The sequence below is a fragment of the Pedobacter sp. Leaf170 genome (assembly GCF_920984665.1).
Lineage (GTDB): Bacteria > Bacteroidota > Bacteroidia > Sphingobacteriales > Sphingobacteriaceae > Pedobacter.
Genome location: NZ_CAKLBP010000001.1, coordinates 1,054,180 through 1,076,572 on the forward strand (window position 1 = coordinate 1,054,180; position 22,393 = coordinate 1,076,572).

The window sequence follows — 22,393 nt, forward strand, 5'->3', positions numbered from 1 at the left end:
TAATTATTAAAAGTTAACATTTAAACCAGCCGTATAAGTTCTAGTATTCGGGTATTGAAAACGACCATACACAGCATTGTTTTCAGGATCTAAGCCTCTCCATTTTGTCCATGTAAATAAATTCTGACCCTGGACAAAGATTTTTACGCCTTTAATAATTTTAGTTTTTTCTAAAATTGATTTAGGAATAGAATAGCCGATATTAACATTTCTTAACCTTAAGAAAGATGCATCCTGAATATCTTTAGAAGTAAAGTTTCTAGGGATATCGAATCTTTGAAGAATTGCATCATTACCAGAATCGCCCGGAACCTGCCATCTGTTTTCTAACATTCTTACGCTCTGGTTACTGGTTGCATAACGCTGATTTTCATTATAAAAATCTTCATTATTCCAACGCATAACATTAGAAACAAAAGAGAATAAAGCTGAAGCCGTAATTCCTTTGTAGCTTAATGAGGTATTAAAACCGCCAGTAAAGGTTGGGTATAAACCACCAGAATTTGTTGTGCTTTGAGTATTTACATTGTAAGTTGTGGTAATGCTTCCATCCAAATTATAATATTGTGCTTCTCCGGTTTGAGGATTAACACCTGCCCAATCTGGTGCGAAATATGTTCCGTAAGGCAAACCAACTTTTAAAATACGAGAATCTCCATCCGGATAAGAATCTGTAACATCAGTAACATGAAGAATTTTGTTCTTATTATAACCAGCGTTAACACCTACAGACCATAAGAAATTTCCGGTTTTGATAATATCTCCATTAACCTCAAATTCGATACCTCTGTTTCTCATTTTTCCAGAACTTAAGCTTAATAAAGAGAAACCAGATGTTGCCGAAGGTGGTTGATCGATAAACATATTGGTGGTTAAACGATAGTAATAGTCTGCAGAAATACGCAAACGGTTTTTCAATATCGCTAAATCAAAACCTGCGTTAGATTCTTTAACGTATTCCCAATCGTAATCTGCGTTACCCGCAGCCGATGGTCTGATTGCTGCCACACCACCATAAGAAGTTCCGACTGTGTAAGTTGGCAAGTAAGTAAAATCGCCACCAAAAGGACTTGCAGTAATACCATAACTTGCTCTAACCCGCAAATCATTAACAAAATCATTATTCTTTAAAAACTCTTCAGACTTGGCATTCCAGTTAGCACCGAACGAGTAGAAACCATGCCATTTATTTTCTGGTGCTACTCTTGTTGAACCATCGTAACGGTAACTTGCCGTTGCTGTATACTTATCGTTGTACGTATATCTGGCAACGCCCATAAATGATGCTAAAGCACTTTTTGTTTTCCCACCTGTTGTTGATGGTAAGAAAACTGCGCTGTTGGTAGCGCCTGCTGGTGTTTCTGGCAAACGACCATCAATACCATAAGCACTAAAGCCAAAAGAGTTATAATTGTTGTAAACGTATTCGTAAAATGCTGAAGCTTCTAAATCATGAACGCCGTTAAACTTTTTAGCAAAGGTTAATCCGGTAGTTGAAATGATATTAAAGTTTCTGCGACTTGCATCTGTTAAACGCCCTTTTCCGCCTAAAGTATTTGCCACACTTCTAGAACCGTAATAAGAATCCGGATTGATAAACTGCTGATCTGTAGATTGGCGATAATCGATACCAGCTCTGGTACTAATTTTTAATTCAGGTAAAATCTGGTACGCAAAAGCAGTACTAATAATAGATTTTAACTGATCTGTTTTATCAGAAGAATTTAACAAACGCTCTAAAGCCTGACTGCCTTCCCGTTGATCTAAAATAAAATATTGAGACCTGTTTCCCGGATGCACCAAAGTTCCATCAAAAGCATAAGGGTTTTCATAAGGTAAAGCATAATAAACAGATGCCATTGCTGTTCCGGCGCCTGTTCCACCCTCACCTTCGGTAAAGCTAGATTGAGAATAACCCAATGATAAGTTTACGCTACCGCTGAATTTATCATCTTTAAAATCTAAATTACTTCTTAATGAGTAACGATCTAAACCAGTACGCTTAGCCACACCTTCCTGACTGTAATAGTTTAATGAATTGTAGAAACGTAAGTTTTCATTACCACCGCTAATGCTCACTTGTTGCTCCTGAAATTTACCTCTTTGGAAGAAAATATCTCTCCAATCGGTGTTAATACTCTTCAAACTATCAATAATATAATCTGCTCTGGCTCTTGTTGTTGCAGTACCTGCAGCATAAGTTGGGTTTTTAGGAGAATATGTCCAGCCCGGACCAATGTTACGACCAAAACTTGCGCCAATTTCTTCTTCAAACTGCAAGCGTTGTTCAGTATTCATCATGGTAAAGTTTGGTCTACTCAAATTAGAGAAACCATATTGCGATGTATAATTAACAGCAAGTTTACCGGCTTTACCTTTTTTAGTTGTTAAAACGATAACACCATTCGAACCTCTTGAGCCATATAAAGCTTTTGCTGAAGCATCTTTTAAAACCGTGGCCGATTCTATATCTTCAGGATTAATGGTTTGAAAATAGCCTGCTTCTATTGGCACGCCATCTAAAACATACAAAGGTGCCGAAGAACCATTTACACTTCCAATACCACGAATTACAACTGCTGCACTTTGGCCTGGTTGCCCTGATGATGAAATTACACTCATACCCGGTACGCGACCTTGCAGAATCTGGTCTACAGTTAAGCCTGGCACAGTATTAATTTTTTCTGCAGTTACTAATGAACTCGCTGCTGCAGATTGTGACTTAGTATAGTTGGTGTAGCCAGTTACCACAACATCGCTTAATGTTCCCGCCGAAGGCGTTAACTTTAAAGAACCCATTTGCGCTTTGGCTACAAGTTCTCTATCGGCATAGCCGATGTAAGAAACCACCAAAACCGCATTTTCATCAACATTTCTGATGGTGAAGTTACCGTTACTATCCGTTACATAAATTGCCGATTGCCCCTTAACCCGAACAGAAGCACCCGGCATTGGGTTTCCGCTTTCATCCACCACTTTTCCTGTAACATCAATAGCTTTAGCTTGTTCATTAATATTAACTTTCGGAAAAATTAAGATGGTGTTTTCTTTAATTTCCCATCCAAATGGTTGAGCTTTTAATGCTTGAGTTAAAACATCTTTAAGTTCAGCGTTTTTTAAATCGATGGTTACAGGTTTCGATTTCTGCTGAATTAGATCGGTATCGTACAAAAAGAAATAACCGGTTTGGCGTTTAATTTCTTTTAAAATTTTTACCAACGGCGTATTTTTCTGACTAATATTTATGCGTTGAGAAAATGCATTTGCACTTACCTGTAAGCATAAAACCGTCATTATGAAAATAAATAATTTCATAGCCCTAAGAAATTGATGGTTAAAATAATTTGGAGTAAAATCCTTTGGCTTATCCACAGCGGATTTACTACTTCGAGTGTAAAAATTCATACATTCAGTTTGGTTTAAAGGTTAAATTGATTAGTTACATATTGGCTTTTTGCCATCTATCTGGTTAGTTTATTTTTCTGATAAAACTTTGAGTTTTGGCCCTTCCAAAAGCTCAAATTTTATGTTTCCTGTTTTTTCGAGCATTTTCAATACTTCAGATAGCTTAGATTTTCGGGGCACCATTCCATTAAATCTTTTAGCAGGAACATTGTCATAGTCTATCTTGATGTCGTACCATCTTTCTAATTGATTCAGAATGGTTTTTAGTTCAGAATCATTAAATTGAAACAAACCATTTTTCCAGGCAATTTCATCATCAGTATCTACATCATTTACCACTTTTATTAAAGCATTTTGAGCAAGACCATTAACCGATTGTTCACCCGGCTTTAAAATTTTAGAGCTTTTTAAATTGCTAACCTTAATGCTTCCTTCCAGTAAAGTGGTTTTAACTGTTTTATCGTCTAAATAGCTATTGATGTTAAAGTGCGTACCTAATACTTCTACGTTTTGATTTTGACTTTGAACACGAAATGGCATTTGCTTATTTTTAGCGACTTCGAAATAGGCCTCGCCTTTAAGTTCTACCAAACGCTGTTTTCCTACAAATGCTTCGGGGTATTTTAAAGATGATGCAGCATTTAGCCAAACTTTGCTCCCATCGGGTAATATAACCTGATATTGACCGCCTTTGGGCGTTTCGATAGTATTATAGGCAATATTTTTACCAGCGTTAATCACAGCTTTATTCACAATTGTATATACTAACTGCCCATCTTGCTCTCTCGAAATTTTAATACCATCGCGGTCGCTAATATTTGTAGCTGTGTTTTCATCCAAGATGATTTTAGAGCCATCAGCAAGTGTTAAAGTAGCCTTATTTTCACCGGGCAAAATATCAAAAGTCTTACTCTGATGTTGAGTTAAATCCTTTGTATTTGAACTTTTATCGTTTTGAGCATAATAAAACCCACCGAATGCGAAAGCCATTACAGCCGCAACAGAAATATATTTATAAAGCGGTTTTATCTTTGATTGTTGAGTTGAAGCTATTTTATTTTGAATTGCTTGATAATTTGAGTCCTCAAAATCTTCAATTTCTTTGGCCGGATTTAAATTATCGCCTGATTTACCAAGAAACTTATAATATTCTTCAACAAACTTAATTTCTTCGGCATTGGCTTCGCCAGATAAATAGCGTTTTAATATTTTATCTAAATCTTTTCGGTTAGGAAATGAATTCATTTTATCTGGTTTTTATATCTATGTACCAGCAGATAGAAAATCTCCCAAAAAAATATTAAATTTTAAAAATTATTTAAAAAAGATAGAATAAGCTACGGCAATGACGAGAAAAATATGCGTTAGCCGAAATTTTAAAGCATGTGTTGCGGTGGTTAACTGATTTTGAACAGTTTTTTGAGAAATATTTAAATCAACAGAGATTTTTGCTGTCGATAAACCCTCAAAATAATGAAGAATGAAGATTTTCCTTCTCTTTTTTGGTAGGGCTTTAATAAACAGTTCTATTAAATCTTTGGCTTCCTTCTCTAATAATTCGCCATCTGCCCGTAGTGGAGAGATTAATTTCTCTTCAAATGCTTGATATAAAAAACTGTTTTTACTGCCTCTTTGAATGTGTTTTAACACTTGAAACCTTACCGCCGTATGTAAGTAAGCTAAAGGTTTTTGTAAATCGAGTTCTGCTTTTCTGTTCCACAAATCAGCAAACACGTTCTGAATTACATCCTGACATTTTTCTTTTTCTGGCAAGCGCTTGTAGGCAGCATTGTAGAGTTCGGCCCAGTAAAGTTTGTAGATTTTGCTAAAAGCCTGTTCGTTTCCTTGTTTTAATAAATCAAAGAGGTGTAAATCGTTCTCACTTTTTCTGCAGGATTCCAAAAATTCAGACTATTAGGAAACCAAACATAGTCATTTTAAGTACCTTTAGCAATACCTTCTGATGAGAATTGCAAATCGTATAGCTTTTTGTAATAGCCATTTAGCCTTAATAATTGCTGATGCGTACCCTTTTCTTTAATTTCACCTTTATCTAAAACAATAATTTGATTTGCTTTTTGAATGGTTGATAAACGGTGAGCAATAACGATTGATGTTCTGCCTTCCATTAAATTATCAATTGCTTTTTGAATGAGCAATTCGGTTTCCGTATCAACGGATGAAGTTGCTTCATCTAAAACTAAAATTGCCGGATTATGAACCAATGCCCGGATAAATGAAATCAATTGCGCCTGTCCGGCAGAAAGCGTAGAACCTCTTTCCATTACATTGTATTGATATCCGCCCGGTAAACGTTCGATAAAATCATGCGCACCAACTTTTTTAGCTGCATTTACAACATCTTCCAGCTTGATTCCGGCATTATTTAAAGTAATATTATTTAAAATCGTATCAGAAAAAAGAAATACATCCTGTAAAACAGTGGCAATATTACTTCTTAAATAATTCAATTCTAAGTCGTGGATATCAATACCATCCACTGTAATTTTGCCCTTTTTTACTTCGTAGAAACGGTTTAAAATGTTTATGGTTGATGATTTTCCTGCGCCAGTGGCACCCACAAGTGCAACAGTTTCGCCTGCTTTAACATCAAAAGTTAAATCTTTTAAAACATAATTATCATCGTTATACGCAAACCAAACGTTTTTAAATTCGATATTTCCATCGAGTTTTGAGGGTGTCAGTTTCCCTGTATTTGGTGTTTTTTCATCGGTATCTAAAACTTTAAAAACACGCTCTGCACCAACCATACCCATTTGTAGGGTATTAAATTTATCCGCCAGTTGGCGAATTGGCGTAAAAACCATACCCAAATACATGATAAACTGCGTGATGGTGCCGGGCGTTACATCCAAAGGTTTAGCTAAAATACTTTTTGAGCCGTACCAAATCAATAGACCTAAAGACATGGCCGAAATTAACTCTACAACCGGAAAAAAGATTGAATAATACCAGTTTGAGCGAATATTTGCATCGCGATAGCGTTTATTGATGGCATAGAATTTTTTATACTCCTGGCGCTCACGGGCAAAATATTGAACAATAGAAACGCCAGTAATATGTTCTTGCAAAAAGGTATTCAGGTTCGATACCTCATTCCTGATTTCCTGAAAGGCAACCTTTATTGCTTTTTGAAACTTCCTTGTGGCAATTATAAGTAAGGGAATTGGCAAAAGCACCACAAGACTGAGTTCCCAATCGGTAAAGAGCATTACGGCAACAATTACAACAATTTGTAAGGAATCGCCAATCATCGAAATTAAACCCTCTGAAAATATATCTGCAATGGTTTCTAAATCTGAAACAGTTCGGGTTATTAGTTGACCAATAGGCGTTTTATCGAAATATTTTAAGCGTAACTGCGTAATGTGGTTAAAAACGTTAATTCGTAAATCGCGTATAACCGATTGACCCAAAGTATTGGTGAGTAAGGTGTGGCTATACTGAATTAAAGATTGCAGCATCAGCATAAAAATCATGAGCATCGTCATGTTTACCAAACCACCGTAATTGCCTGCTAAAATATAATTATCGAGTGTAAATTTGATAAGAAAAGGACGAACGGGAGAAATAGCCGCAAGCAAAATGGTTAAAATAACCGACCAAACAAAAACAGCACGATAAGGCCTCACATATTTAAAAATACGTTTAAGCAATCCTGTGTTATATACGTCGCCTGTTACTGCCATTTATGGGGTTTTGGGTGCAAGGCTTAGAGTTTAAGGCCTTACATCATCTTAAAATATAAATAATAATATGTTTCTTATCAAAGTAGTTTCAGATCTTATTTTTCCAGGTCTATACTAAATCCTGCTTTAAGCCATCAGCTAATTCGACGGCGGTGCCTTATACCTTAAAGCTTCCGCCATTTATTTTAAATAATGGTACTCCACTTTTACCAAATACAAACCGCAAGCCGGAACCGATTGACCTGCATTACTTCTGTTTTTACTATCAATAATGTTTTTAAAATCCTCCAAATTGATTTCTTTTTTACCAATTCTTACCAATGTTCCAACTATGGCCCTAACCATGTTCCGCAGAAAACGATCGGCTTCTATGGTAAAAACCAGGCTACCGTTTTCTTCTTCAAACTGAGCCTTTACAATTTTACAATTATTAGTAAAGGTTTGAGTGTTTGATTTACTGAAACAAGAGAAATCTGTATAATTTAGTAATTCTTTTGCCGCCTGATTCATTAAATCCACATCGAGCCCATCCTTTACCAGCCACGAACGGTTAAATTTAAAAGGATCTTTCTCGAAATGAATGTAATATTTATAAGCCCGGGCGGTGGCATCAAACCTGGCATGGGCATCATCAGTCACAGTTATAATTCTTTTTGCAGCAATTTGATAAGGAAGCATTGCATTTATGCCTCCAACTGCTGCTAAAACTTTTTCCTCACTAATATTTTCCACATCGAAATGAGCGTAAAAATCAGTAGCGTGTACGCCAGAATCGGTTCTGCCGCAACCTAAAGTTTCTATTGGTTGCCTAAAAAATATAGACATAGCTTTATCCAATAGCTCTTGTACAGTTACTGCATTTGGTTGAATTTGCCAGCCATGGTATAAGCTGCCATCATAAGCGATTTGTATGAAATACCTTTTTTTACTCAAAGCGATGCAAAAATACTTTTTCCTTTTATTAGATAAGCTTGTAAAATGGAATTAAATATATATTTGTACAATTTATTAAATTAACATGATACAAAGAATACAATCTATCTGGCTTTTTTTAGCAACGCTGACGCTTATTTTGATGCTGTTTTTACCAATTGCAACCAAGACTGTTGAAGGTAATGAAACAGCCATTTATATAAAAGGTATGCAGCAATCGTTTAGTGGAGATGGTTTGCTTGTGAAGACTAATATTCCAATGTTAACAACGAACATTGCTTTAATTGTGATTTGCTTTATAAATATTTTTAATTTTAGAAAAAGAAGCTTACAAAAAAGAGTTATTATTTTTACAATTGCCGCAATTATAGGTTTTGCTTTTTGGTGCGGTATTTATATAAAACAACTTCCTGGCGGTATAGAGGGTGCAAGTTTTGGCATTGGCGCTTACATGCCTGCGGTTGCAATTTTATTCCTTGTATTAGCTATTTTCGGTATTAATAAAGATGAAAGTTTAATACGCTCTGCCGAAAGGTTGCGTTAATATTTATGCTGTTTTTGCCCTTTAAACCCGATTGTAGCGGAAATACTTTTTCTCAAACCTATAAGGTTTTTAAAACCTTACAGGTTTGAAAAAGATTGTAGTGTAAAGCGGGGCTGCATTAACCGATAAATGCAGGTTTTGATTTTCTAATTTTAACAGACATTTACAAACATTACGCTGAGAAAATACTCCATTCCCATCATCCATTTTCCATATCCCATTTTACACCATTTCTTTCTTCCTTATTTTCAAAGATTTAGCTTAAAAAACTATTTCCTTAACTATCAATAAAATACGGATTATTAAGCGTACCTTTGCGGCTTAATTATAAATAAAAAGACGAATGACAAACCCATTTCAATTATTGGGGATAAGTGATGACGTCGTTAATGCCGTAAAGGACCTTGGATTTGAAACTCCAACGCCTATTCAGGAGCAAAGTATTCCTGTACTGTTAGAAGGCACTAATGATTTTGTTGGTTTGGCCCAAACAGGAACAGGAAAAACAGCCGCATTTGGTTTGCCGCTGTTAGAACTAATCGATTTTAAAGTAACAAAACCGCAGGCATTAATTTTATGCCCAACGCGTGAGTTATGTTTACAAATCGCTAACGACCTTAAAAACTTTTCTAAAAACGTTGCTAATGCCCACGTTGTTGCCGTTTACGGTGGCGCGAACATTATGCAACAACTACGCGAGATACGCCAAGGCGTTCAAATTGTAGTGGCCACGCCCGGCCGTATGTTAGATATCATTGGCCGTAAGGCAATTGATTTCTCGAGCGTTAAATATGTTGTGCTTGATGAAGCTGACGAAATGTTAAACATGGGTTTCCAGGATGACATTAACGACATTTTATCAACTACACCTGATGACAAAAAAACCTGGTTATTTTCGGCTACAATGCCTGCAGAAGTTCGCCGTATAGCTAAAAACTATATGGATAACCCTGTAGAATTAACCATGGGCACAAAAAATACAGGTAACGTAAACATCGAACACGAATATTATATTGTTCGTGCACGTGATAAATATGCTGCCTTAAAACGTATTGTAGATTTTAACCCTGATATTTTCGGTGTTGTTTTCTGTAAAACAAAATTAGATACTCAGGATATTGCTGAGCATTTAATTAAAGATGGTTACAATGCTGATGCTTTACACGGCGATTTATCGCAACAACAACGTGATAAAGTTATGCAACGTTTCCGTGAGCGTAACATGCAATTGTTAATTGCTACTGATGTTGCTGCTCGTGGTATTGATGTAAGTGGCGTAACTCACGTAATTAACTACTCTTTACCTGATGAAATTGAAAGTTATACCCACCGTTCTGGCCGTACTGGTCGTGCAGGTAAAACTGGTATTTCAATCTGTATCATTAACTCTAAAGAAACAGGTAAAATCCGTCAACTAGAGCGTATTATTGGTAAACAATTTACTAAAGCTGAGTTACCAACCGGATTTGATGTTTGCGAAAAACAACTATTCTCTTTAGTACACAAAGTACATAACGTAGAAGTTAATGTAGAGCAAATTGACCAATACATTCCTCGTATTATGGATGAATTTAAAGATTTATCTAAAGAGGATGTAATCAAACGTTTTGCTTCATTAGAATTTAACCGTTTCTTAGACTACTATTCTAAAGCACCTGATTTAAATGCAGCTGTTGGCGATGAACGTGGCGAAAGAGGTGAGCGTGGAGAAAGACGCGGACGTGGTAGCGAAGGTTACACTCGTTTATTCATCAATCTAGGCTCGGTAGATGAATTTACCCGTGGCGATATGTTATCATTTATCTGTAACAACGGTAAGATTGGTGGCAAAAGCGTTGGTAAAATCGATTTAAAAGGTGTTTTCTCTTTCTTTGAAGTTGAAGATGCAGTTGCTGATAAAGTTTTTGAAGGCTTTAAAGCTGTTGAATTTAATGGTCGCCAGGTTCGCATTGAAAAAAGCGGAGATGGTGGACGTGGTGAAGGTGCAGGCGAAAGACGCGGTGGCGGTGAAAGACGTAGCGGTGGATTTGGCGGCGGTGAACGCAGAAGCGGCGGTGGCGGTGGTTACCGTGGTGGAAGTGGCAGTGGCGACAGAAGAAGTTCTGGCGGTAGCGGCAGACGTGAAGGTGGAAATCGTGAAGGTGGTGGCGGTTTCAGAGATTTCTCTGGCCGTAGCCGTGATGAAAAAGGTGGAAGCAGAGAAGGTGGAAGTGGACGCAGAGAAGGCGGAAATCGTGAAGGTGGAAGCGGCGAACGTCGCAAAAAATGGTAAATCACTAAACCAAATATTCTATAAGCCGTCCCGAAATTTCGGGGCGGCTTTTTTTTGCTCCATAGCGAAGCATTTATTATTAAAAAGTAATGCCTGTTAATTTCCATTTTGAAAAGCAAAATCCTGCTAAAATACACGAAAGTCGGGCTATCCGTTAAATCTTTTTGGCACAAAACTTAAACTTACAAAACCTGTTTACGACAGTGCTCAGGAAACTTCTTAAATTTTATTAAAAGCCAAAAAGGATATCACTCCTATCCCGTTTAAATACTCAAGTCATTACTACTATTAATCGTTTTTCTTGCCAAATCATTAACCATCATAAAAAATTATCACCCTTAATTTTTTAGAATCAAAGCACTATATTTAAGCCACATCAAAAAATAATATGAGAATTTTTAAGTGCCTGCTAATAACCTTTGCTTTTCTGCTAAACCTACAAACCAAAGCACAAAACAACCCGGATAATAAGGAAAAAATGCAATGGTTTGCAGATGCTAAACTCGGAATTTTTATTCACTGGGGAATTTATTCTGTAAATGGTATTTCAGAATCCTGGGCTTTTTATAATAATTATATCAATCATGATAATTACATGAAGCAGCTTAACGGATTTACTGCCGAAAAATATAATCCGCAGGAATGGGTAAATCTGATAAAAGAAAGCGGCGCAAAATATGCAGTTATTACCACTAAACACCACGATGGCATTTCATTATGGAACAGTAATGCAGAAAAAGCCATAACCACAGCTAACAGCAGTAGGGCAAAAAAGGATTTGCTGAGCCCATTTGTAGCAGCGCTAAAAAAATCGGGTTTAAAAACCGGCTTATATTATTCTTTGCCCGATTGGAGCCATCCTTACTATGATGTTTTTACCCGCGACCGTAAAAGGTACGATTCTAAAAAGGACATTTCAAAATGGAATCAGTTTATAAATTACCAGCAAACTCAGCTTAAAGAATTAAATAATTATCGCCCAGATTTATATTGGTTTGATGGCGATTGGGAACACAGTGCCGAAGAATGGCAGGTACCAAAAATAAAAAATATCCTCAGCAAAGATAATCCAAACGTAATTTTCAACTCGCGACTTGGTGCTTATGGAGATTATGAAACACCAGAACAAGGTGTTCCGGTAGTAAAACCCAATGCCAGATACTGGGAACTTTGCTACACCATGAACGATTCATGGGGCTATCAACCTTTCGACACACATTACAAATCATCCAATATGATTATCAGAAATTTGATTGATTGTATTAGCATGGGTGGAAATTTGTTACTGGATATCGCACCTAAGCCCGACGGAACAATTCCTGCAAATCAAGTTAAAATATTAAAGGATTTAGGTAGATGGACAAGCAAACACAAAGAAGCAATTTACGCTACACAGGCAGGAATACCAGAAGGCCATATAAATGCCAAAACAGCTTTATCAAAAGATAAAAAACAACTTTATATCTATGTAGACTTCAAAACCGAGCATGGAATTTTATTATCTGGGATAGAATCAAAGGTGAATAAAGTGGAATTAGTTGGCCTTAACAAACCGGTTAAATACACAAAATTTAATGATACAGATTATATTTTAGATATAGATGAAAGTGATTTTGATAATGATTTAACGGTACTAAAAGTTACGTTTAATGATGAAGTTAAATTATCTGATAAAAAACAAGCACCCATTTCATTGCAAAACTTATTTGAAGTTGGCCATGCAATGGATTTTACAAACCTGAATTACCTGACATTAGCCAAAAACTTAAACGATGGCATAAATATTTTTAAAAACACTAACCTCTCAGCAGATGGTTTAGGCTTTAAATCTGGTATAAGTAATTCAAAAAACGCGGTAAATAATTGGGTAGTTAAAAATGCAGAGGCTTTATACAATACCACTGCTGGTATTCCTGAAGGACATTATCAAGGTAAAACAGTACTATCTGAAGATAAACAAACGCTTTATCTTTTTGTAGAAGGCAAACCCACCGGACCAATTTCTATAAAGGGTTTAGATAATAATATCAGCAGAATTAGGGTTGTTGGTGAAGGTACAATGCTTAATCATAACATCTATAACAAATTATATTGGAGTAAAATTCCCGGCATAATTTATATTGATATACCCAAAGAAAAGCTGGATAAAGATTTAACCGTTATTGCTGTACTTTTGGATGGACCAATAAAATTATATAGAGAAAAGATTGGTGCTATTGAGAACAACCAGTAATATTTAAAAATTGTAAAATAGTTATTCAGCTTTATGAATGTGCTTTATTTGCATTACTTTCGCTAATTATGCAGGCAAAATATATTTCCTATCAGGAAACCGGTTCGTTTTCAAAACTGGTTTTAGATTATATTAATAACGAAGAAGCGCTCAAGGCTTTTTACAGTTATCGCCCGGATATGGATGGATTGAGCCAAGCCATTAGCAATAGAAAATTTTTAGGCGACAGAAGTATTTTAGTTGACGTTCTAAAAACTCAATATGAGCATCTTAACCCCAATAAATCTGTTAGCAAAAACATTGAGCTTTTAGGTTTAGAAAATACTTTTACGGTAACTACAGGCCATCAATTAAACCTATTTACTGGCCCGCTGTATTTTATCTATAAAATTGTAACAGCAATAAATCTTGCCATCGAACTTAAAATTGCGCATCCCGATAAGAATTTTGTTCCGGTTTACTGGATGGCAACGGAAGACCATGATTTTGATGAAATCAATCATGTAAATGTTGATGAGAAAAACATTAGCTGGATACAAACAACCAACGGAGCAACGGGTAGATTGAGTACAAAAACCGTTACCGCAGCAGTTACCGCCTATAAAGGATATTTAGGTATTTCTGAAAATGGCAGGCACATTGCCAAACTGGTAGAAAAAGCTTATTTGGAACACGATAACCTGGCTGATGCAACCCGATATTTAGTTAATAATCTGTTCGAAAAATATGGATTAGTAATTGTAAATGCCGATGATAAGAAACTTAAAACGCTTTTTAAATCCATCATCAAGGCCGATATTATTAAACACAATAGTTCTAGAAATATCGATAACAGTTCAAAAAACTTAGAAGAGCTTGGTTATAAAACGCAGGTTAATGGACGCGATATAAATTTCTTTTATTTAAAGAATGATTTACGTGAGCGTTTGGTTTTCGAAAATGGTAGATATCTGGTTAACCATACCGACATCAGTTTTACTGAAGATGAATTAAAGGAGGAAATCGACGTGCATCCTGAAAGGTTTAGTCCGAATGTTGTAATGCGCCCAATGTACCAGGAAGTGATATTGCCAAACATCGCCTATATTGGTGGAGGTGCAGAAGTTGCTTACTGGATGCAATTAAAAACTAATTTTGATTATTACAAGGTTGATTTCCCAGTGTTATTACTTCGCAATTCGGCCTTATTGATTGATAAACGTAGTGCCGAAAATTTATATAATCTGGGTTTTAAGCTGGAAGATATCTTCTTACCTGTTGAAGAATTAAAAAACATTTGGGTTAGGAAGAATTCTACGGCGCAACTTATTCTTGCCGATGAAACCAGAGCCATAAACAGCATTTTCGACCAGATTAAATTGAATGCTTATAAAATTGACAAAACGCTTTCAGTTTCCACAGATACAGCCAAACAGAAAACAAACCATTTATTAGCCAATCTGGAGAAAAAGCTATTCAGAGCCGAAAAGCGAAAGCATGAAACAGCCTTAATTCAAATTGAAAACGTAAAGAAAAGGCTTTTCCCTAACGGAACCATGCAGGAAAGAACAATGAATATTGCCCCCATGTACGTTAATTATGGCGAAGATTTTCTGTCTACCTGCATAGAAAATTTCGAACCGCTGGGCGGAGATTTCACTTTATTGTTGCCTTAAATAAAACTCCGTCATTGCAAGGTACGAAGCAATCTGCACCAATTAGAGATTGCTTCGTACCTCGCAATGACGACAAATCGTATTAAATGAACTTCATAACCTTTACAGAAGCTAAGCTCAGGACTTTTACCCATAACGTATTTAAAAAAATCGGTTGTTCTGATGAGCATGCAACGCTGGCTACCGATGTTTTAATCCGCTCAGATTTACGTGGAATTGATTCGCATGGCGTAGCCAGATTAAGTGGTTATGTTCGCCTTTGGGAGAAAAATAGAATTAACGCAACACCAGATATTAAAATTGTACACGAAACGCCAACAACGGCAACGGTAGATGGAGATGCTGGATTAGGCTTAGTTGTTGCGCCTTTTGCCATGAAAGTTGCGATGGAGAAAGCTGAAAAATATGGTAGTGGATGGGTTTCGGTTAAAAACTCTAATCATTTTGGTATTGCAGGTTACCACGCTTTAATGGCTGTAGAAAAAGATATGATTGGCATCAGCATGACTAATGCTAGTCCGCTGGTAGCACCAACTTATGCAAATGAACGCTTGTTGGGTACAAACCCGATGTGTTATGCTTTCCCGGCAGGAAAATACCCACCATTAATTGTTGATATGGCTACATCTGCCGCAGCAAATGGAAAATTAGAAATTGCTCAAAGGGGAAATAAAGATATACCTGATGGATGGGTTCAGGATAAAAATGGTAAAAACTCCATCAATCCGAACGAGCTAAAAAATGGTGGTTCATTATTGCCTTTGGGAAGCGATAAAGACCATGGAAGCCATAAAGGCTATGGTTTAAGCGCAACTGTAGATATTTTATCAGCAGTGCTTTCTGGCGCAAATTATGGCCCATGGGTTCCGCCATTTGTCGCTTTTTTAGAGCCTTCTGCAAATCCGGTAGGCGAAGGTTTAGGTCACTTTTTAGGCGCCATGCGTGTGGATGGTTTCCGCCCTGCCGCAGATTTTAAGAATCATTTAGACAATTGGATAGAGAGATTTAAAAGTGCGAAGACAGTTGATGAATCTAAAAAAGTAATTATACCCGGAGAACCGGAACATGAGTTTGAACAAGAAAGAAAAATTAGCGGAATACCGCTAATTGATGTTGTAGTAAACGATTTGAATGAACTCGCAGCAAAATTAGAAATTGAAGCGCTGACTGATTAATCAACTGCTTCAAATTCAAAAGCTAAAGCCGGCTGGTTCTTAACATTACCAGGCAATTTTATCGTTGTTTTATCCCCAACGCTTTTCCAGGTAACTTTTTGCCCGGTGGAAATTAGTTTAACTGTTGTCCCCTTTTTTGGCGTATTCCCATTCCACGAGATTTCAGTTTGTTTATCATCAGCTAACAAACAATAAATTGCATAACGCGTTTTAGCATCTTTACTCTGCGTAAACCATGTTTTATCACTATGATAGTTTTTAGCTGTTCTGGTATTGTATATGGCTTTGCCGTTTACCGATGTCCATTTTCCAATATCTGCTAATTTTTTCAGCACATCTTCCGGCAAAGTCCCATCAGGTTTCGGACCAATTCCTAAAAGCAAACTTCCGCCTTTGGCTACAATTTCTACAAGTTTATGCACCACTTCGGCTGCAGGTTTGTAATTATCATTTGGTACAAATCCCCATGCGCCACCTAAAGTCATGCAGCTTTCCCATGGATAATCCAATTGTTTATCGGGAATTCTTTGTTCTGGTGTTTGATAATTTTCATAAGGACCGTGCACCGTTCTGTCTACCATTAATAAACCCGGTTGTGCCTTTCTGGCCATAGTTGCAATTTTCGGCATATCGATATCCTGGCTCCATTTTGGGATGTTTGCACCCCAGGAAAGCACTTCTTCGTTAACTGTTTCTAACGGACGCACCCAGCCTCCATCTAACCATAAAATATCAACACTACCATAATTGTTCATCAGCTCCCCAATTTGATTGTAGGTAAAGTCTTTAAACTTATTCCATCTCCATGGATATTTCCGAATGTCGTAATTGTTATTTCTATCGGCTGTAGCATATTTTTGCCACCAGTAATATTGAGAATGCCAATCAGGTTTAGAAAAGTATGCACCAATCATAAAACCTTCTTTTCTAAAAGCATCGAAAACATATTTTGCTACATCAGCCTTTGGATTATTTGCAAATGGGCCTCTTGCAATGCTGAAATCGCTTTGTTTCGTATCAAACATGGCAAAACCATCATGATGTTTGGTGGTAAAAACAAGATACTTCATTCCTGCATTTTTGCCTGCTGCAGCCCATTGCTCGGGGTTAAAATTTGTTGGGTTAAATTTGTTGCTAAAATCCCAATACCATTTTTTATAATTCTCGTAAGAAATTGTAGAGTCTCTTTCTATCCAATCTTCAGAGCAAATTGACCACGATTCGATTATACCTGGAACGGCGTACAAGCCCCAATGCACAATCATACCAAACTTTTTATCCTGCCAGTTATTTAATTTCTCTTTAACCAATGGGTCTTTAGGCCATTCGTAATGGGTAGATTGAGGCATAATGTCGTTTTGCTGAGCAAAAGTAATTGCTGAACAAAAGAATAAGATTGAAAATATAAGAGATTTCATCATACAAAGAAAATAAAAAAGGGCAGGAATTTTCCTGCCCTACAAAACAACTAATCCAACTAATTAACGTCCCAAAACAATTTGGTGGTTAAATTATCTTTTGAAGCAACCGCAGCATAATTTGCAGCATTAAACGAGATTTCCTGTGCAGGATACACCCATCTAAAAGGTGGTTGTTTCTGCTGACTAGAATTATCTACCTGATAAGTTAAAGCTGGCAAATCCAATCTTCTTAACTCTGCCCATCCTTCAATTGGTTCGATAACATTATAGTGTAACCATTTTTGGTTTGCTAACAAAGCTAATTTTGCTGCATTTGTTCCTGCCCATGCAATAGCAGGTTTTGCAATATATTGACCTATTTCAGTATCGTTTGTAGCAGTTAAAGCACCGGCTGTATTATCGTTACTTACGGTTCTAACCCAATAATAAAAATTTACAGATTGTTTTATTCCGGCTTCGTATGTTGATTTTGCCATTGCATCATTATTTGCCTTTAGATAATATTCAGACAAAAGAAAATTAACCTCGGCAGCAGTAATTAATACACCTGGAAAAAACTGGTTGCGACTAACCGTTGAGCGATTATAAATTGAAATCATACCTCCGTTTATTAAGGTGGTTTGAGTTGTAGCATCTAAAGACTGATCTAAGCCATTATATACCCCTGCTGCATTTGCACCCGGTTCAAATAATGCTCTTAAACGCGGATCAGCATTGGTTTTCATGTGATCGATCATTCTTTTACCTGCGATGTTTCCGTTCCAGTCTTCTAAACCAGTCTGAAAACCTTTAGCATTGATATCACTACCTACATCAGTAACTTTTAAAAGTATATTGTCATCATTTACCAATGATAATGGATACTTAGCCGGGTTTGCTAAAATGCCAGCAATTTCAGTATTAGATCTGGCAGAAAGGCTGCCTACCGCTGAAACACGTGATAATATACGAAGGCGGAGTGAGTTACAGTATTTTTGCCACATCACGATGTTACCTTTGTTAATTAGATCTTGAGTTTTGAATGCAGTTAAAGATGCAGCAGGAACGGTAATGGTAGATAAATCATCAGAAAATTTCTTTAAATCATCTAACATGGTTGTGTAAATGCTTTCTGCACCTTGATATTTTGCATACGAAGCGCTGTAATCGCCACCATTAGAACTAAGTTTGCCGGCATCCATCCATGGAATATCTCCGTGCAAATCAACCACTTTTTGAGTATGATCATAAAAGTAAATTGCCGCAGTAATCATGAAAATGCGATTATCGGCTTGTTCTGTAGCGCTAGATGCATTATAAATTTTCTGTAACTCTCTGTATTGAGCCAAAAAATTGTAATAATTAGACCATCTATCGTTAACACCACCCGATGGTGGAACATACTGACCAATAGCATTAGCCCAACCTACAGCTTGTGTATATTGGTTAACCGATGTACGCTGCACCACAAAATAATTCCAGTAACTTGGTACAACATATTCCCTATTAGTATAAATTAAGCCCGCAAATTGTTTCGCTACTGATGATGTAGTTACTTTTGAGGGATCTCTGTAAGCATCATTAAATTCTGATTTTTTACATGAGGTGATAACCAACGCAGAGCATAGTGTTATCGCTATATTTGATAATATCTTTTTCATTTTAATCTTCTTTACAATTAGCACTTATTAAAAGCCCGCTCTAAGCATAAAACCAAAAGTTCTAGTTGCCGGATTAGAACCTGCGTTTGTAATGGTTTGTGTCCATCTTGAACCTGATGTCAATTGCTCCGGATCTAAGTCCTTAATAGTTCTGTATAAGTAAAACAGGTTTCTTCCAAATGCAGAGATTTGTAAGTTTTTAGCACCTATTTTTTTAGCCAAACTAACCGGAATTTTATATCCTAATGTAATTTCACGCATTTTAACGTAATTGTTTTTAATTACATACAATTCGTAACGAGCTGAACTGTACTGAGGACCACCCCAGTTGTAAGTATTCCAATAGTAATAAGATTGAGAAATTACGTTTGTATTTGGCTGTCCGTTTTCTAAAACGCCACCCATCAACATACCATCAGTAAAAACTTTTTCACCATTCGGACCCTGGGCACCGGTAGTTTGTACACCAATGCCTGCCGCATTTCTGTAATATCTTAAACCACCGCTGGCCTCATCCATAAAGTTTAAGCTTTCTTCCAATAAACCCCTGCTAATCATCCAATTAATACCAGTAGGCATTACGTGACCACCATAGCGAAAATCCATTACAACATCCATAGAGAAGTTTTTGTATGCAAAGCTATTGATAAAACCACCAATCATTTTTGGCATAGAGTTACCGGCTTTAACCATGTTATTTGCATCAAGCTTGTATAAACCATCGCTGTTAACAATATCGTTTCCTCTTGCGTCTTTAGCAATTGGGTGCACATAAATATCGCCCATTGGTTGTCCAACAATAGATTTTAATTGAGCTGCATTACCATCATAATCTGCATGAATTAGTTCTGTAGCGCCATTTGCCAATTTCTCTACAACGTTTTTATTGTTCGAGAAATTAATTGTAGAATTCCAGCTGAATGAAGCCGTTCTAACCGGCGTTCCGCTTAAAGCAACCTCAATACCTTTATTTCTTAAGGTACCTACGTTTGCCAGAATTGATGTTGCTCCTGAAGATGAAGGAATGGTTAGAGGTAAAATCTGATCGTTGATTTGAGCATTATAGTACGATACATCTAAACGTAAACGGTCTTTCAAAAAGCGCATTTCCAAACCAAACTCAAGCTCTTTTTTACGCTCTGGTTTTATAAGTTCATTACCATATGATGTTGGAATAGTTGTGTAAAGCACTGAACTAGAACCGCCTTGAGTACCTAATGTGTTTTGTGAATATGCAACATTAGCTAAATAAATAGATGGATAGTTACCTACAATACCCCAGGATGCTCTTATTTTACCATAACTAATTGCTTCTGGCATTTTAAACGCTTCTGAGAAAACAAAACCTGAGTTAACTGATGGATAAACAAAACTATTGTCGTTAGGATTCATGGTAGATGTTCTATCTCTACGAACAGTTCCTTCAACAAATAAGTAATCTCTAAAACTGGCATTCAAGGTACCTAAAAAGGCATCTTTAACTAATGTTCTGCGATAGTTTAAACCATTGTTAAACGTAGCCATATTATTAGAAGCACTTAAATCAAACCAGTTTTCTACACTTAAACCACCATTTGTTTCACGCTGAACTGAGTTGTAAGTTTCGCGGGTAGCTGTATAACCTCCCATTGCGGTAATGCCAACATCTTTAGTGATTTTTTTTGTATAGGTTAACAAGGCATCACCATAAAGAATTTTGCTATTGTAGTTCATCAAACCAAAAAAGCCTGAATTAGGATTAAATGCGATTGGAACTTCGTTTGGTTTTGATGTTTCCGTTTTTTGAGAAGTAATATCAGATGATACACGAGCCCTTAACTTTAAGTCGTCTGTAATACTCCAGGTATTGGTCAAACTTCCGATAACACGGTCGCTGAATTCGTTTTCATTATTTTCTCTAACATTCCAGATATAGTCTGCAACATCGGCTTTAAATCCTGGGTAAATAATATTTTCTGCCGGAGTTAAACTTTGGTTTGTTCCGGTTACAAACTTATAACCTCTACTGGTTTTATACCTTGCGTTGTACCACTCCGGATTATCGAATCTACCGATCATACCTGTAAAATTGTTAATCATACGGTCAACCAGAAATGGACGATTATGAGTGTACTGATTAATATAGTTTACAATTAAATCAGTTGTAAACCGCTTACCTAATTTAAATGAAGTGTTTAGGTTTACTATATTTTTTTCGTTTTTAGTGCCATAACTTACCGCCTGATTATCCTGACGGGTTAGGGATAAACGTATATTAGAATTATCAGTTGTGTTAGATATTGCAACATTTACATTTGAGTTATTTGCTGTTTGAAAAAACTTAGCGTAATTGTCAATCTGTGCATCGTATGGCCTCATTTGTCCATCCCATGCTAATGTAGGTTTACCATCGAAGATTGGCCCAAAGTTGATAGAAAATGCACCAACGCCTCTGGTTTCTTTGGTTCCGTTACCATCTAAATCCTGATAAACAAAACCATCAGCTGCTTGTCCGGCGTTTGAGTAAAATGGATCGATACCTGGCCCGCGTACGTTCTGATATCTTGGCAAATAAGCCACCTTATCATTGGTATAATTTGCATTAAAATCTACATTAAATCCTTTTGCACCTTTACCACTCTTTGTAGTGATTAAAACCACACCATTTACTGCTTCTGAACCGTAAAGTGCAGCTGCAGAGGCGCCTTTTAGAATGGAAATACTTTCAATATCTTCATTGTTGATATCCAGTAATCCGTTACCACGCATACGCTGATCGCCCCAATAATCGCTGTTTGCATACTCACCATCGCGAATAGGCACACCATCCAATACAATTAGTGGCTGGGTTTTATTAGTAATTGAATTTACGCCGCGAATGTTAATGTTTACACCACTTGTTGCGCCACCCGGTGCTGATGAAATTCTCACACCCGGAGCTTTACCATACATTGCGCCTGCAAAGTTTGTTGCACCTGCCTGTGTTAACTCTTTTGAGGATATAGTGCTAACTGCGTAACCCAAGGCTTTTGCATCCCTCTTTACTCCTAAGGCTGTAACAACCACATCATTAAGTGAATTTGCATCTTCGGTAAGGGTTACGCTTAGCGTAGTTTGACTATTAATTGCAACTTCTGTTCTTTTGTAACCAACAGCTGTAAAAATTAACGTTTCGTTTGGCTGTGCTGCAATGGTAAAATTTCCGTTTGCATCGGTTTGTGTTGCTCTCATTGTTCCTTTAACGGAAACGCTTGCTCCGGGAAAAGGCCCAGATGCATCTTTTACCGTACCGGTAATTTTATTTTGTGCAAAAGTTGTTATCGCCAGCATGGTAAATAACAATATACTCAAGCACTTGTAGTATATTCTGTTCATATTGTTTAGTTTAAGTTTGTTTATTTAATTAGGAATTTAAGGTTAGTTGTT

General features: G+C 36.7%; 13 protein-coding genes. 5 read left to right on the forward strand and 8 right to left on the reverse strand.

Going from position 1 to position 22,393, the window contains the following annotated elements; translation table 11 throughout:
• Nucleotides 1–6: 6 nt before the first annotated feature.
• The 5 genes from LUA90_RS04770 to truA all read right to left on the reverse strand — a co-directional run bounded on the left by LUA90_RS04770 (nucleotide 7) and on the right by truA (nucleotide 8,048).
• Nucleotides 7–3,315 carry a SusC/RagA family TonB-linked outer membrane protein gene (locus LUA90_RS04770; RefSeq protein WP_231490477.1) on the reverse strand — a complete coding sequence of 1,103 codons (3,309 nt, stop codon included), beginning with the start codon at nucleotides 3,313–3,315 and terminating at the stop codon, nucleotides 7–9.
• Between the two features lie 159 nt (nucleotides 3,316–3,474).
• Nucleotides 3,475–4,650, reverse strand: a complete 1,176-nt coding sequence (locus tag LUA90_RS04775) for a FecR family protein (RefSeq protein WP_231490478.1) — start codon at nucleotides 4,648–4,650, stop codon at nucleotides 3,475–3,477.
• Between the two features lie 69 nt (nucleotides 4,651–4,719).
• On the reverse strand, nucleotides 4,720–5,307 hold the full coding sequence (locus tag LUA90_RS04780) for an RNA polymerase sigma factor (protein ID WP_231490479.1): 588 nt from the start codon (nucleotides 5,305–5,307) through the stop codon (nucleotides 4,720–4,722).
• 35 nt (nucleotides 5,308–5,342) lie between these two features.
• Complete coding sequence (locus tag LUA90_RS04785; protein WP_231463945.1) at nucleotides 5,343–7,115, reverse strand: ABC transporter ATP-binding protein; 1,773 nt, start codon at nucleotides 7,113–7,115, stop codon at nucleotides 5,343–5,345.
• A 180-nt stretch (nucleotides 7,116–7,295) separates the two neighbouring features.
• A complete protein-coding gene (truA, locus tag LUA90_RS04790; RefSeq protein ID WP_231463946.1) occupies nucleotides 7,296–8,048 on the reverse strand; it encodes a tRNA pseudouridine(38-40) synthase TruA in 753 nt (250 codons plus the stop codon).
• Between the two features lie 85 nt (nucleotides 8,049–8,133).
• Between truA and LUA90_RS04795 the strand changes: the two genes are divergently transcribed.
• The 5 genes from LUA90_RS04795 to LUA90_RS04815 all read left to right on the forward strand — a co-directional run bounded on the left by LUA90_RS04795 (nucleotide 8,134) and on the right by LUA90_RS04815 (nucleotide 15,927).
• A complete protein-coding gene (locus tag LUA90_RS04795) occupies nucleotides 8,134–8,592 on the forward strand; it encodes a DUF4293 domain-containing protein (protein ID WP_231490480.1) in 459 nt (152 codons plus the stop codon).
• 343 nt (nucleotides 8,593–8,935) lie between these two features.
• Nucleotides 8,936–10,864 carry a DEAD/DEAH box helicase gene (locus LUA90_RS04800; protein WP_231463950.1) on the forward strand — a complete coding sequence of 643 codons (1,929 nt, stop codon included), beginning with the start codon at nucleotides 8,936–8,938 and terminating at the stop codon, nucleotides 10,862–10,864.
• A 388-nt stretch (nucleotides 10,865–11,252) separates the two neighbouring features.
• Nucleotides 11,253–13,097 (forward strand): alpha-L-fucosidase, encoded by a 1,845-nt coding sequence (locus tag LUA90_RS04805; RefSeq protein WP_231490481.1) that lies wholly within the window; start codon nucleotides 11,253–11,255, stop codon nucleotides 13,095–13,097.
• 68 nt (nucleotides 13,098–13,165) lie between these two features.
• The gene (gene bshC, locus LUA90_RS04810) at nucleotides 13,166–14,752 is read left to right on the forward strand and encodes a bacillithiol biosynthesis cysteine-adding enzyme BshC (RefSeq protein WP_231490482.1); all 1,587 of its coding nucleotides are present in this window, start codon (nucleotides 13,166–13,168) and stop codon (nucleotides 14,750–14,752) included.
• 86 nt (nucleotides 14,753–14,838) lie between these two features.
• Nucleotides 14,839–15,927 (forward strand): Ldh family oxidoreductase, encoded by a 1,089-nt coding sequence (locus LUA90_RS04815; protein WP_231463956.1) that lies wholly within the window; start codon nucleotides 14,839–14,841, stop codon nucleotides 15,925–15,927.
• Here the strand turns inward: LUA90_RS04815 and LUA90_RS04820 are convergent.
• The 3 genes from LUA90_RS04820 to LUA90_RS04830 are packed head-to-tail and all read right to left on the reverse strand — an operon-like array spanning nucleotide 15,924 to nucleotide 22,342.
• Nucleotides 15,924–17,348, reverse strand: coding sequence for an alpha-L-fucosidase (locus tag LUA90_RS04820; RefSeq protein ID WP_231490483.1), 1,425 nt, complete (start codon nucleotides 17,346–17,348; stop codon nucleotides 15,924–15,926). The genes LUA90_RS04815 and LUA90_RS04820 overlap by 4 nt on opposite strands.
• Nucleotides 17,349–17,404: 56 nt before the next feature.
• Nucleotides 17,405–18,988, reverse strand: a complete 1,584-nt coding sequence (locus tag LUA90_RS04825) for a SusD/RagB family nutrient-binding outer membrane lipoprotein (protein WP_231490484.1) — start codon at nucleotides 18,986–18,988, stop codon at nucleotides 17,405–17,407.
• Between the two features lie 27 nt (nucleotides 18,989–19,015).
• Nucleotides 19,016–22,342 (reverse strand): SusC/RagA family TonB-linked outer membrane protein, encoded by a 3,327-nt coding sequence (locus LUA90_RS04830; protein WP_231463962.1) that lies wholly within the window; start codon nucleotides 22,340–22,342, stop codon nucleotides 19,016–19,018.
• Between the last annotated feature and the right edge of the window lie 51 nt (nucleotides 22,343–22,393).

Bases quoted from the DNA above. Each gene is read 5' to 3' on its own strand.
- LUA90_RS04770 (WP_231490477.1), bottom strand. From the start codon at position 3,315: ATGAAATTATTTATTTTCATAATGACGGTTTTATGCTTACAGGTAAGT.
- LUA90_RS04775 (WP_231490478.1), bottom strand. From the start codon at position 4,650: ATGAATTCATTTCCTAACCGAAAAGATTTAGATAAAATATTAAAACGC.
- LUA90_RS04785 (WP_231463945.1), bottom strand. From the start codon at position 7,115: ATGGCAGTAACAGGCGACGTATATAACACAGGATTGCTTAAACGTATT.
- LUA90_RS04795 (WP_231490480.1), top strand. From the start codon at position 8,134: ATGATACAAAGAATACAATCTATCTGGCTTTTTTTAGCAACGCTGACG.
- LUA90_RS04800 (WP_231463950.1), top strand. From the start codon at position 8,936: ATGACAAACCCATTTCAATTATTGGGGATAAGTGATGACGTCGTTAAT.
- LUA90_RS04805 (WP_231490481.1), top strand. From the start codon at position 11,253: ATGAGAATTTTTAAGTGCCTGCTAATAACCTTTGCTTTTCTGCTAAAC.
- bshC (WP_231490482.1), top strand. From the start codon at position 13,166: ATGCAGGCAAAATATATTTCCTATCAGGAAACCGGTTCGTTTTCAAAA.
- LUA90_RS04815 (WP_231463956.1), top strand. From the start codon at position 14,839: ATGAACTTCATAACCTTTACAGAAGCTAAGCTCAGGACTTTTACCCAT.
- LUA90_RS04820 (WP_231490483.1), bottom strand. From the start codon at position 17,348: ATGATGAAATCTCTTATATTTTCAATCTTATTCTTTTGTTCAGCAATT.
- LUA90_RS04825 (WP_231490484.1), bottom strand. From the start codon at position 18,988: ATGAAAAAGATATTATCAAATATAGCGATAACACTATGCTCTGCGTTG.
- LUA90_RS04830 (WP_231463962.1), bottom strand. From the start codon at position 22,342: ATGAACAGAATATACTACAAGTGCTTGAGTATATTGTTATTTACCATG.